Annotated in this window: 9 protein-coding genes; 4 read left to right on the top strand and 5 right to left on the bottom strand. The window is 70.6% G+C overall.

From position 1 onward, the window contains the following. Positions 1–8 precede the first annotated feature (8 nt). On the bottom strand, positions 9–1,823 hold the full coding sequence (gene aspS, locus H7965_RS04460; RefSeq protein WP_186769332.1) for an aspartate--tRNA ligase: 1,815 nt from the start codon (positions 1,821–1,823) through the stop codon (positions 9–11). A 120-nt stretch (positions 1,824–1,943) separates the two neighbouring features. Here aspS and rnd point away from each other — a divergent pair, with 120 nt between their 5' ends. The 4 genes from rnd (at position 1,944) to trmB (ending at position 6,476) form a co-directional block, all read left to right on the top strand. Then, positions 1,944–3,140, top strand: coding sequence for a ribonuclease D (gene rnd, locus H7965_RS04465; protein ID WP_186769333.1), 1,197 nt, complete (start codon positions 1,944–1,946; stop codon positions 3,138–3,140). A 419-nt stretch (positions 3,141–3,559) separates the two neighbouring features. After that, positions 3,560–4,300 (top strand): 4-hydroxy-tetrahydrodipicolinate reductase, encoded by a 741-nt coding sequence (dapB, locus tag H7965_RS04470; RefSeq protein ID WP_186769334.1) that lies wholly within the window; start codon positions 3,560–3,562, stop codon positions 4,298–4,300. Positions 4,301–4,486: 186 nt separating this feature from the next. Beyond that, entirely contained in the window at positions 4,487–5,677 is a 1,191-nt protein-coding gene (metK, locus tag H7965_RS04475) for a methionine adenosyltransferase (RefSeq protein ID WP_186769335.1), read from the top strand. An 85-nt stretch (positions 5,678–5,762) separates the two neighbouring features. Next, a complete protein-coding gene (gene trmB, locus H7965_RS04480) occupies positions 5,763–6,476 on the top strand; it encodes a tRNA (guanine(46)-N(7))-methyltransferase TrmB (RefSeq protein ID WP_186769336.1) in 714 nt (237 codons plus the stop codon). Positions 6,477–6,764: 288 nt separating this feature from the next. On the opposite strand, the gene H7965_RS04485 is transcribed toward trmB, so the two are convergent. The 4 genes from H7965_RS04485 to H7965_RS04500 all read right to left on the bottom strand — a co-directional run bounded on the left by H7965_RS04485 (position 6,765) and on the right by H7965_RS04500 (position 12,896). Continuing rightward, a complete protein-coding gene (locus H7965_RS04485; RefSeq protein ID WP_186769337.1) occupies positions 6,765–8,261 on the bottom strand; it encodes a hypothetical protein in 1,497 nt (498 codons plus the stop codon). Between the two features lie 120 nt (positions 8,262–8,381). Next, complete coding sequence (locus tag H7965_RS04490) at positions 8,382–9,869, bottom strand: Ppx/GppA family phosphatase (protein ID WP_186769338.1); 1,488 nt, start codon at positions 9,867–9,869, stop codon at positions 8,382–8,384. Positions 9,870–9,932: 63 nt separating this feature from the next. Continuing rightward, positions 9,933–12,131, bottom strand: a complete 2,199-nt coding sequence (locus H7965_RS04495; protein WP_186769339.1) for an RNA degradosome polyphosphate kinase — start codon at positions 12,129–12,131, stop codon at positions 9,933–9,935. A gap of 9 nt (positions 12,132–12,140) precedes the next feature. Then, complete coding sequence (locus H7965_RS04500; RefSeq protein ID WP_186769340.1) at positions 12,141–12,896, bottom strand: HdaA/DnaA family protein; 756 nt, start codon at positions 12,894–12,896, stop codon at positions 12,141–12,143. Between the last annotated feature and the right edge of the window lies 1 nt (position 12,897).

The raw sequence follows: 12,897 nt of genomic DNA on the forward strand, positions 1-12,897 counted from the left end.
GGCGGTATCTAGGAAGCCTTCGGCCCGGCCGCACCCTTCACGGGCGGCAGGTCGAGGCGAATATGCAGCTCCTTCAGCCGCGCCGGCTCCACCGGCGCGGGGGCGCCCATCATCAGATCCTGCGCCTGCTGGTTCATCGGGAAGAGGATGACCTCGCGGATGTTCGGCTCATCCGCCAGCAGCATCACGATCCGGTCGATGCCGGGGGCCGAGCCGCCATGCGGCGGGGCGCCGTAGCGGAAGGCGTTCAGCATGCCGCCGAAGCGCTCCTCCACCGCCTCCGCCGAATAGCCGGCGATCTCGAAGGCGCGGATCATGATGTCCGGCCGGTGGTTGCGGATGGCGCCGGAGGAAAGCTCGATGCCGTTGCAGACGATATCGTACTGATAGGCCTTGATGGTCAGCGGGTCCTGGGTGTTCAGCGCCTCCAACTCCCCCTGCGGCATGCTGAAGGGGTTGTGGCTGAAGTCGATCTGCCCGGTTTCCTCGTTCAGCTCGTACATCGGGAAATCGGTGACCCAACAGAAGCGGTAGGCGTCCTTCTCGATCAGCCCGAGCTCGTTGCCGAGCCGGGTGCGCACCTGACCGGCGAATTTGGCAGCCGCCTCCACCTTGTCGCAGGCGAAGAACACCGCATCGCCGTCCTTCAGGCCGCAGGCCTCGCGGATGGCGGCGGCGCGGTCGGCTTCCAGGTTGCGGGCGATCGGCCCCTTGGCCTCGCCCCCCTCGAAGGTGATGTAGCCGAGGCCGCCGGCGCCGCTCTCCCGCGCCCATTCATTCAGCTTGTCGAAGAAGCTGCGCGGGTTGCCGCCGGCGCCAGGGGCGGGGATGGCGCGGACCACCGAGCCCTTCTCGATGTTGCGGGCGAACAGGCCGAAGGCGCCACCGCGGAATTGCTCGGTCACGTCGCGGATGCGGATCGGGTTGCGCAGGTCCGGCTTGTCGGAGCCGAATTCCAGCATCGCCGTCTCGAACGGGATGCGCGGGAAGGGCGCCGGCGTCACCGCCCGCTTCGTCCCGGAGAAATCGGAGAATTCCTCGAAGACGCCATGCAGCACCGGCTCGATGGCGGCAAAGACGTCCTCCTGCGTCACGAAGCTCATCTCGAAGTCGAGCTGGTAGAACTCGCCCGGGCTGCGGTCGGCGCGGCTGGCCTCGTCCCGGAAGCAGGGGGCGATCTGGAAGTAGCGGTCGAAGCCGGCGACCATGGCCAGCTGCTTGAACTGCTGCGGCGCCTGCGGCAGGGCGTAGAAGGTGCCGGGATGCAGCCGGGACGGCACGAGGTAGTCCCGCGCGCCCTCCGGGCTGCTGGCGGTCAGGATCGGGGTCTGGAATTCGGTGAAGCCCTGGTCGACCATCCGCCGGCGGATCGAGGTGATGACCTGGCTGCGCAGCAGGATGTTGCGGTGCTGCTTCTCCCGCCGCAGGTCGAGGAAGCGGTAGCGGAGGCGAAGGTCCTCGGGGAATTCCGCGTCTCCGGCCACCTGGATGGGCAGCACCTGCGCCTCGGACTGCACCGCAAGCTCCCGCACCCGCAACTCGATCTCGCCGGTCGGGAGCCTGGGGTTGATGGTGCCGGCCTCGCGCCGGACCACTTCGCCAGTGACGGTGATGACGCTTTCCGGCCGCAGCCGGTCGGCCGCTTCGAAGACGGGGGAGCCCTGGGCGATGACGCATTGCGTCAGGCCGTAATGATCGCGCAGGTCGATGAACAGCAGCCCGCCGTGGTCGCGCTTGCGGTGCACCCAGCCGGAGATGCGGGCGGTGGTCCCGGCGTCGGAGGCGCGGAGCGCGCCGCAGGTATGGGTGCGATAGGCGTGCATGGGGGCTGACCTGTAAGAACGGCGGAAGCGGGTAAGACGCGCCAGGGGGTGTCGCTGTCAAGCCGCCCCACCATTTCCCCGGCTTTCCCCCGGCCTCCCCCGGGGGTAGAAGCCTCGGGCATGAGTCGTCGCCAGCCCGGCACCGCGGATGCCGATGCATCCGCCCCCGCCCTGATCACCACCACGGAGGCCCTGGCCGCGCTCTGCGACCGGCTCCGTACCGAACCCTTTGTCACGGTCGATACCGAGTTCATGCGGGAGCGGACCTATTGGCCCGACCTCTGCGTGGTCCAGCTCGCCGGGTCGCAGGATGTCGCGGTAGTGGATGCGCTGGCCGAGGGCCTCGACCTCGCCCCGCTCGGCGCCCTACTGGCGGACCCCGCGGTCACCAAGGTGTTCCATGCCGCCCGTCAGGACATCGAGATCTTCCTGCTGAAATTCGGCGCGGTGCCGCAGCCGCTGTTCGACACCCAGGTCGCCGCCATGGTCGCCGGCTTCGGCGACCAGGTGAGCTACGACCAGCTCTGCCGCGCCCTGGCCAATACCCAGATCGACAAGGCCCACCGCTTCAGCGACTGGTCGGCCCGGCCGCTCTCGGCCTCCCAGATCCTCTATGCCGCCGGCGACGTGACCCATCTGCGGCGCATCTATGTTGCGCTGAAGGAGCGGCTGGAGCGTGAGGGGCGGCTGGAATGGGTGGCGCAGGAGATGGCGGTGCTCAACCAGCCCGCCACCTACCGCACCGAGCCGGAGAACGCCTGGGAGAGGCTGAAGCCGCGCACCAGCAACCGCCGCTTCCTTGGCCTGCTGCGCGCCGCCGCCGCCTGGCGGGAGCGCGAGGCGCAGCGCATCAACATCCCCCGGCAGCGGCTGGTGAAGGACGAGACCCTGCTGGAGCTGGCCGCCACCGGCCCGGAAACCCCGGCCGAGCTGTCGCGCGCCCGCGGCATCTCGGAGGGCTTCGCCAAGGGCCGCAGCGGCGCCGGGCTGATCGCGGCGCTACAGGCCGCCAAGGCGCTGCCCGACAGCGAACTGCCCGAGGTGCCGAAGGACCGCGGCGGTCCTTCGCCCTCTCCGGCGCTGGTGGCACTGCTGAAGGTGCTGCTGGCCGCCAAGTCGGAGGAGCACCACGTCGCGCCGAAGCTGCTGGCCAGCAGCGACGACCTCGACCGGCTGGCCACCGAGGCCAACCCCGACCTGCCGGCGCTGTCCGGCTGGCGGCGGACGGTATTCGGCGAGGCGGCGCTGGCGCTGAAGGCCGGACGGCTGGCGGTTGGTGTCGAGGGGCGCCGGATCAAGCTGATCGCCGCTGGCTGACGCCAGGGCTGTGTCACGCAGGTCGTTCCAGCCTGCGTAAACCGTTCTATCAGCCTGTTGGGCGAAGCCCATGGCGCTCTTGATGATGTCGAAGGTGGGTTCGACGGTCTGCTTGCGGCAGGCCTGGAGGGCTTCGGCTGTCAACGCGGCAATGTCGGCGGCCTGCTGGGCCCGCAACGCCAGCGCCCGGCCTCGCGCGACGCTCGAAATCGTTCAGCCCCACCCGATCCACCGCTGCCACCACGACATGCGCCCGATTGTCCGCCGGAAGTCAGTCCTTCATGTCAGGCGGCAGCAGGAACGACTAGTCGCGGCTGAATGGCACAAACATTGCCGTCCCAACAGCTTGCACCATTCATCCGGCGACGAGAATCCGGCAGCCTGCTAGAGCATTCCAGCATCCCGGGGGAGATCGGCACATGGCAACCCGTATCGGCATCACCGGCATCGCCGGCCGCATGGGCCGGCTGCTGGCTGAGGAGGTGGCGGCGGCCGGTGCCGCCCTGGCCGGCGGCACAAGGCGGGGCGAGGATCCCGCTCCGCTCTTCGCCGCCAGCGATGTGGTCATCGACTTCACCCATGCCACCGCCGCCACCGCCCATGCTGCGGCTGCGGTCGCCGCCGGCAAGCCGCTGGTGCTCGGCTCCTCCGGCCTCTCGCCGGCAGAGGAGGCGGCGGTGGCCAAGGCGGCGCGGCAGGTGCCGGTGGTCTATGCGGCGAATTTCGCGCCCGGGGTGAACCTCTTCCTCGCCATCGCCGAACGCATGGCCGCCGCCCTGCCGCCGGAGCAGTACGACGCCGAAATCGTCGAGATGCACCACCGGCAGAAGGTGGACGCCCCCTCCGGCACCGCCGTCGCGCTTGGCCGGGCGGTGGCACGCGGCCGCGGCACCACGCTGGAGGCGGCGGGGATCGAGAGCGGGCGGGACGGCCATACCGGCGCCCGCGGCACCGGCACCATCGGCTTCGCCGCGCTGCGCGGCGGCCAAGTGGTGGGCGAGCACACGCTACTTTTCGCCGCGGGCTCCGAGCATATTGCTTTGACCCACCGCAGCTTCGACCGCCGGGTCTACGCGACCGGGGCGGTGCGGGCCGCGCTCTGGCTGCAGGGCCGTGCACCCGGGCTTTACGACATGAAACATGTGCTCGGCATGGAATGAGCCTCGCGAGGCGACCGCGGGCACCAATCCGGAGACTGAAACGCGGGGTTGATCCGCCGCATAAGCATGTCTTTATATGATCACCCTTGACCCCTGCCCCCCGAGCCTGCGAAACACCCCCCGCGCCATGCGGGTGCAGCCAGGCCGGGGCGACCGGTTCTCCGCGACAAGAGGCCGAATCACGCCATGCGCGACAAGGGCGAATATCTTTTCACGTCTGAAAGCGTCTCCGAAGGCCACCCGGACAAGGTGGCGGACCGCATTTCCGACACCGTTCTGGACGCCTTCCTCTCCGCCGACCCTGTTGCGCGCGTCGCCTGCGAAACGCTGGTGACCACCAACCGCATCGTTCTCGCTGGCGAGACCCGTGGTCCCGACAGCGTGACCCCGGCGATGCTGGAGGACCTCGTCCGCGCCGCGGTGAAGGACATCGGCTACGACCAGGAAGGCTTTTCCTGGCGCAACGCCGCCTTCGAATGCCACCTGCATGCCCAGTCCGCCGATATCGCGGTGGGTGTCGATGCCGCCGGCAACAAGGATGAGGGTGCCGGCGACCAGGGCATCATGTTCGGCTATGCGACGAACGAGACGCCGGAGCTGATGCCGGCGCCGCTCACCTACGCGCACAACATCCTGCGCGTCATGGCCGAGCTGCGGCATGCCGGCGACAAGCGGGCGAAGGGCCTGCTGCCTGACGCCAAGTCGCAGGTCACCCTGCGCTACGTCGATGGCAAGCCGGTCGGCGTGACCTGCGTGGTGATCTCCACGCAGCACGAGGACGGCATGGAGCAGGCCGAGATCAAGGAACTGCTGCGGCCGATCGTGAAGCAGGTCCTGCCCGCCGGCTGGACGGTGCCGGAGGCGGAGTTCTACGTGAATCCGACCGGCAAGTTCGTCATCGGCGGCCCGGACGGCGATGCCGGCCTGACCGGCCGCAAGATCATCGTCGACACCTATGGCGGCGCGGCGCCGCACGGCGGCGGCGCCTTCAGCGGCAAGGACCCCACCAAGGTCGACCGCTCCGCCGCCTATGCCGCGCGCTACGTGGCGAAGAACGTGGTGGCGGCGGGCCTCGCCGACCGCTGCACCATCCAGGTGAGCTACGCCATCGGCGTCTCCAAGCCGCTGTCGGTCTATTTCGATCTGCACGGCACCGGCCACGACGTGGATGAGGCGAAGCTGGCTAGCGTGGTGCAGGAGATGGTGAACCTCTCCCCGCGCGGCATCCGCGAGATGCTGCGGCTGAACCGGCCGATCTACGTCCCGACCAGCGCCTATGGCCATTTCGGCCGGACGCCGGACCTGGCGAAGGACAGCTTCACCTGGGAGCGGACCGATCTGCTGGCGCCGGAGCTGAAGCGCGCCTTCGGCCGGTAAAATCCAACCCTCTCCCCGACTGGCGGGGATGGGCGTTCATGGGGGTGGCTCCAGGGCCATCCCCATTTTTTGTTCAGGGTACCGCATGACCGCCGACCGCCCGCCCCTCGCCGAGGGCATCCCCGACCGGCTCTACGGCCGCCGCCGCGGCCATCCGCTGCGGCCGCGGCAGCAGCGTCTGCTGGACGAGACCCTGCCGCGGCTGCGGCTTTCCCCGGAAGCGGCGGCCGATCCGCGCGCCGCCTTCGGCATCCCCGTCACCGCTGTCTGGCTGGAGGTCGGCTTCGGCGGCGGCGAGCATGCGCTGGAGCATGTCCGCGCCAACCCCGGCATCGGCTACATCGCCTCCGAGGTATTCGAGAACGGCCTCTGCTCCCTGCTCTCGCGGCTGGTGGCGGAGGGCGAGGAGGCGAGCGGGACGCTGCCGCCGAACCTCCTCCTCTGGCCGCAGGACGCAAGGCACCTGCTGGGGCTGCTGCCGGCGGGCTGCCTCGACCGGCTGATGCTGATGTTCCCCGACCCCTGGCCCAAGGCCCGGCACGCCAAGCGCCGCTTCGTCAACCCGGCGCTGCTGCCGCTGGTGGCGCGGGCGTTGCGGCCGGGCGGCGAATGGCGCATCGCCTCGGACGACCCGACCTATCAGGGGTGGATGGCGGAGGTGCTGGCGGCGCAGACGTTGTTCACCGCGCCGCCGCCGGCCACCGCCCGGCCCGCCGGTTGGCCCGGCACCCGTTACGAGGCCAAGGCGCTGCGCGAGGGGCGGCAGCCGCTGTACTGGACCCTGGAACGGCGGGGTTAGCCTTCCCCCAAGCCCAGGGAAGGAAGGCCGCAGTGGCCATCGACCGCTGCACCGCGCGGGCGCTGCCGTCCGGCCTCGCGCGGACCTCGAAAGCATCCAGCTCCTCCGGTCCACCGCCACACGGCATGCGCCAGAGCGTCCGCCGGAAGCCAGTCCTTCAGGTCAGGCGGCAGCAGGAACGACAGTTCGCGGCTGAACCTGCCGGTCCGCCCGAAGGTCGTGCTCTGGCGGCCGGGCACCGCGCCTGCGGGAACGGGCCGGCCAGGGTGCCGGCCGGCCCGTTGGCGTTTACCGCACCAGTGCCGCCGGTTCCCCGAACAGCCGCGACGACAGGTTGTCGAACAGGTTGAACAACCGGTCCACCGCATAGCCGGCCAGCAGCGCGAAGCCTGCGAGGGTCAGGGTCTCGGTGCCCTCCATGGTCTGCAACTGGCCGACGAACAGCCCGATCACCGCCCCGGCCAGGACGCCGAGGATCACCGTCATCCGCATGCCGCCATGGTCGGAGATCGACAGCGCCTCCGCCTGCACCCGCTGGCCGAGCCGGCGGAACATCGAGGCCAGCGCGCCCAGCACGGCGTAGAGGCAGGGCAGGAGCTGGGCCAGCATGCCGCCAGTGAACACCTCCGTTCCCACCGCACGGACATAGAAGGTGGCGGTCGGCGCGACCTCCGGCGGCGGCTCGCGGAAGCCGCCGCGGGCGGGCAGGAAGCTGCAGGACGGCCGCGGCGCATTGGCCGGGGTGTCCAGCAGCGCCCGGTTGGCCCAGACACGGGCGATGCAGGCCTGCTCATAGACGATGCCGTAGACCTCGCCCGGCAGCCGCAGCAGCCCGACCACCGGGCCGATGTCGCCATACCAGCGCTGCATCGATGCCTGCAGCGCCGCGGCGCGGTAACGCAACGCCTCACCCTCGTCGCACAACCGTTGATGGTTGAAGTCGAGGAAGAAGGTGCGACCCGGCGATGGATCGCTGACCCCCATGGCGGAGCGGTCGCCGGCGCCGCCGCCGGCTACGGCCAGCAGCTGCGATGAATGGACGTTTATCTTGTAGTCGCAGTAGCGTTGAAAGCCGGGCTGGCTTTCCAGGAAGCGCTCCTCGCCCAGGTGGCGTGTACGCAGCAGCGGGATGGCCTCGTCGCTGGCCTTGCGCAGGTTGGTCTCATGCGCCGCCCATTGCGTGGCGAAGCGGTTCGCTTCCAGCACCAGGCGCTGGCCGACCAGGGTCTGGAAGGACAGCCAGATGGTCACCGCTGCCAGGCTGACCAGCATGAACTGATAGCGGTCCCGCCGGGACGCGATGCGGCGCCCGTAATACACCGCGCGATCTTCCTCCGGCCCGGTCGGGCCGGCACCGTGCACCCAGGCGATCGCCCGCCGCCAGAGCGGCTGCCGCAACCTCTGTCGCTCGGCACAATAGGATTGGGTGACGCGGATGGTCTCGACCGAGGCCGGCCAGGCGATGGCGCTGAGGAAATCCCGCGCTGCCAGCAGGAAGGCGATCTCCGTCGAATCCACCGGGAAGGTGCTGGCCAAGGTGTCCCGTACCTGGCTGCCGATGGTGGTCAGCCTCGCCAGGAAATCCGCCTTCGAGTGGGTCTCGGCGGGCGGCGCCGCCATCCGTGCCGGCGGGGTGCCGCTGGCCCGGCCGCGGGTCTCCTCGAAGCACCAGTCGAGCCGGGCGTCCGGCATCCGGCTGAGGTAGTCGAGCAGCAGGGTGCAGTCGTTCACCAGCCGCTCGACGCCACGGCGGGAAAGGGGGTCGAAATTCGTGTCCTCGGACATGGCGTTTGCCTGAGCGGCCCTCCTGGCATGACCCCGGTACGGCGGAGCCTCGCCGAAGAGCGGCGGAACCGATGTGCCCTTGGTCACATGTCCGTCCGGCGGCCGGTCACACCCGCGTGGTCAGGCCGCGGCCTCGACCATTGCTTCCAGCCCGAGCGCGGCGCCCAGCGCCTCCACCCGGCGCAGCACGCTTTCGCCGGCAAAGACGCCGCTGCCTTCGTTCATCCGCAGCACCAGCCGACCGCCGCGGCGTTCCAGCGCGGTGCCGGCCAGCAGCGCCGGAGTGCCGCCGCAGAGGGTATAGGCCAGCCGTAGCGCCGCCCCCAGCGCCTCCGCCCGGCGGATGGCCGGCACGTCCAGCAGCACCCGGGTCGGCGCCAGGAAGGGCGAGCCCGGCTCCGCCTCGTAGCGCAACGCCGCGACCAGGGCGAGGAAGGCCCGGGCGTGGTGATCGAGTCCCGCGCCATGCTGGCGAAGGACCCGCAGGAACGCCTGTTCGGCCCGGTATTCCGGGTGGTCATGGCTGCCGATGTCGGAAACCCAGCAGGCCGCTTCGCGCAGGCTCCGCGCCACCCCCTCGGGCTCGGGGAACAGCGGGTCGGTCCAGGCCAGCAGGGCCGGCGGCAGGCCGGGGTCGCGGCCCCAGTTCATCGCCAACTCCCGCGCCGCGGCCAGCATCGGGTCGGTCTCCCGCAGCGCCGGCGGCAGCAGGGCCGCGTACCAGCCCTCCCGCAGCCCGTTGGCCGAGAACACCACCCGGCTGGCGCCGGTCGCCCGCAGCAGCCGGCGCAGCGCCACGGCGGCGAAGGGCAGGTCGCCCAGCCGCTTCTGCGGCGCCCCCACCATGCGTTCCAGCACCCGGCGGGAGGCCGCCATGACGACGCCGGCCAGGTCCCGCGCCTCCTCCCGCCGCAGCACGTAGTGATGGACGATGGTCAGCGGATAGCCGGTCTGGGCGATGTGCATCCGCGCCAGCGCCCGCCAGGCGCCGCCGACCAGGTACAGGTCGCGGCCGCCGCCTTCGGCCAGCCAGGGGTGCCGGGCCAGCTCCTGCTCGGCGATGGCCCGCGCCCGCACCATGTCGCCGCCGGCGCGCTCGGCGAGCCGGATGGCACCGATCGGCAGCGAGGCGGCGCGGGTGACCTGCCCTGCCTCCAGCCGGACCACCTCCAGGCTGCCGCCGCCGAGGTCACCGAGGATGCCATCGGCCTGGGGGAAGCCGAGCAGCACGCCATCGGCCGACATCCGGCCCTCCTCCTGGCCGGACAGCACGCGCACCGGCACGCCGGGCATCCGCTGCTGCAGGGCGGTGACGAAGTCGGCGCCGTTGGTCGCATCCCGCACCGCCGCGGTGGCGACCACTTCCAGCGGGTCGGCCTGCATGGCACGGGCGAGGGCGTGATAGCGGGTCAGCACGGTCAGCGCCGTGCCGATCGCCTCCTCATTCAGCTGGCCGGTGCCCTGCAGCCCGCGGCCGAGGCCGAGCACCGCCTTCTCGTTGAAGATCGCCTGCGGGTTCCGGCCACGCCCCTCGAACACCACGAGGCGGACGGAGTTGGAGCCCAGGTCGACGACGCCGCAGCGTGGAGGATGCCCAGTAGGGAACAATTCCGCTGTCCCATTCTTCCGGCCGGAGAAAACCAGCCTGGCCAAAAAATCGGTGCCCGGGCTTCAGTCCTGGGCGATCCGGTCGGGCCGGGCGCGGCGCGGCGCGGCGCTGGCGCGGGCCGCCCGGTGCAACGCACTGCCACGGCCTGATAGCGAGGGGTTGGTCATGAAATAGGCGTGCGCCGAAACCGGCTGGACACCGGCGGGCAGTCGCTTCCACGTGCCGTCGGCATGCAGCTCCCAGCTTTGCGCCGTGTCCTTCAGGTTCACCACCATGATCTGGTCGAGGATCTGCGCATGCACCGTCGGGTTCTCCACCGGCACCAGGGTCTCGACCCGCCAGTCCATGTTGCGCGCCATCCAATCGGCCGAGGAGATATAGACCCTGGCGCGCCGGCTGGGCAGGCGGTGGCCGTTGCCGAAGACGCAGATGCGCGAATGCTCGAGGAAGCGCCCGACGATCGACTTCACCCGGATATGCTCCGACAGCCCGGGCACGCCGGGCCTGAGGCAGCAGATGCCGCGGACCACGCAATCCACCCTCACCCCGGCCTGGCTCGCCCGGTACAGCGCGTCGATCAGCTGGGTGTCGACGAGGCTGTTCATCTTCAGCCAGATGCCGGCCGGCTTGCCCTCCTCGGCGAAGCGGATCTCCTGCTCGATCAGGCCGAGCAGCGTCGGCCGGATGGTGAGCGGCGAGAAGGCGAGGCCGGCCATCTTCGCCGGTCTCGCGTAGCCGGTCATGTAGTTGAACAGCCGGGCGGCGTCGCTGGTCAGCCCTGGGTCGGCGGTGAAGAAGGACAGGTCGGTGTAGATGCGCGCGGTGATCGGATGGTAGTTGCCGGTGCCGAAATGGGCGTAGCTGCGCAGGGTGCCGCCCTCCCGCCGCACCACCAGCGACACCTTGGCGTGGGTCTTCAGCTCGACGAAGCCGAACACCACCTGCACCCCGGCGGCTTCCAGTTCCCGCGCCAGGGCGATGTTCCGCTCTTCGTCGAAGCGGGCCTTGATCTCGATGACGCCGGTGACCGATTTGCCGCCTTCCGCCGCCTCGATCAGCGCACGGGCGATCGGGCTCTCGCGGCTGGTGCGGTAGAGCGTCTGCTTGATGGCGACCACATTCGGGTCGCGTGCCGCCTGGCGGAGGAATTGCACCACCACATCGAAGCTTTCGTACGGGTGGTGGACGACGATGTCCTTGGCGCGGATCGCGGCGAAGCAGTCGCCGCCATAGTCCAGGATGCGTTCCGGGAAGCGCGGCGTGTAGGGGGTGAAGAGCAGGTCCGGGCGGTCGTCGACGATCACCTGCTTCAGGTCGTCCATGCCGAGCAGCCCGTCGACCACGACGATGCTGCTGCGCTCGGCGTCCAGCTCCTCGACCACGAAATCGACGATGTCGGTCGGCGTCGCGGCGGTGACCGAGAGGTGGATCGCCCGGCCGCGGCGGCGGCGCTTCAGCGCGGTCTCGTAGCTGCGGACCAGATCCTCGGCCTCTTCCTCGAACTCCACATCGGTGTCGCGGATCAGCCGGAACAGCCCCTGGTCGGCCGGGATGAAGCCCGGGAAGATGCGGCGGAGGCTGAGGGTGATCAGGTCCTCCAGCAGCACGAAGCGGATGCCGGTGGTGCCTTCCTCCGGCGGCAGGCGGATGAAGCGCGCGATTTGCGGCGGCAGCGGCAGCAGCGCCCGCATGGTGCCGCCATCCTCCTCCCGCACCAGCTTCAGCACCATGCAGAGCGCGAGGTTCTGGATGAAGGGGAAGGGGTGGGCCGGGTCCACGGCCAGCGGCGTCAGCACCGGGAAGACCCGTTCCATGAACCACTCGGCCAGCCAGGCGTGATCCGCCTGGGTCAGCTCGCCCGGCGTGCAGACGGCGACCCCGGCCTCCCGCAGCAGCCCGGCCAGGGTCCGCCATTCCGCCTGCTGTGCCTCGATCAGCACCTGGGCGCGGGCGTAGATGGCGGCAAGCTGCTGCGCCGGGGTCCGGCCATCCGCCGCCTTGCTGGCGATGCCGGCGCGTTCCTGCCCGATCAGCCCGGCGACCCGCACCGAATAGAATTCATCGAGGTTGGAGGCGGAGATCGCGACGAATCTCAGCCGTTCCAGCAGCGGATGCGCCGGGTTCGCCGCCTCCTCCAGCACCCGCGTATTGAAGTCGAGCCAGGAAAGCTCGCGGTTGATGAAGCGCTCGGGCGCATCTGGCACCGAGGCGGTGGGAGCGGCCTCGGCCGGGGCCGGTGGCCTGATGTCGAGCGGGGTCATGCCCCCACCCTACAGCAGCCTGGGGGTGTCGGTGGAGGGCAGGTCCTGGTTCGCCATCGAATCGTCATCCTCGCCGCCTGCGCCGAAGCCGGGCAGGCTCGCCAGCACCTCCCGGGCCAGCGGCCGGGTCACCCGCCCGCCGGCGGCCAGTGCGGCGCGGTCGAGCCGCGCCGCCGCCTCCACCATCGCCGCCGCTTCGCGCGGCAGGCGCAGCAGAAGCCAGCTTTGCAGCGCCTCATCGACCCGGAGCTGCCGGGCCGAGAGGTGCTTGCGCAGCAGTGCCGCCAGCAGCGCATCCCCTGGCGGGTGGACCGCCACCGCGGTCATCGCCCGCAGCCGGCTGCGGAGGTCGGGCAGCGCCACCGGCCAGCGGGCAGGCGCAGCCCGTCCCGCCAGCAGCACCGGCTGGCGATGCTCGGCGCAGAAGTTCAGCAGGTGCAGGAGCGCTGTCTCCTCGGCAGCGCAATCGGCATCGTCCAGTACCAGGCCGCGGCCGGGTGGCACATGCGGCAGGCCGCGCAGCATCAGCCCGTCCAGCGCCGGCCAGCCGAGCTGGGCCGCGAGGCCTTGCAGCATATGGGTCTTGCCGGTGGCGGCCGGGCCGAACAGCGCCAGCCTGCCGCCCGGCCAGCGGTCCGGCCGGCGCAGCCAGGCCAGCGCCGCGGCATTGCTGTCATCCTCCAGCAGCGCCCCCAGCTCGGGCGGCGGCAGGGCCAGGGGCAGGGCGAGCTGGCGCATCATGCCGGCGGGCGGGGGGACATGCATG

This window comes from Siccirubricoccus deserti, from assembly GCF_014283215.1.
Taxonomy (GTDB): Bacteria; Pseudomonadota; Alphaproteobacteria; order Acetobacterales; family Acetobacteraceae; genus Siccirubricoccus; species Siccirubricoccus deserti.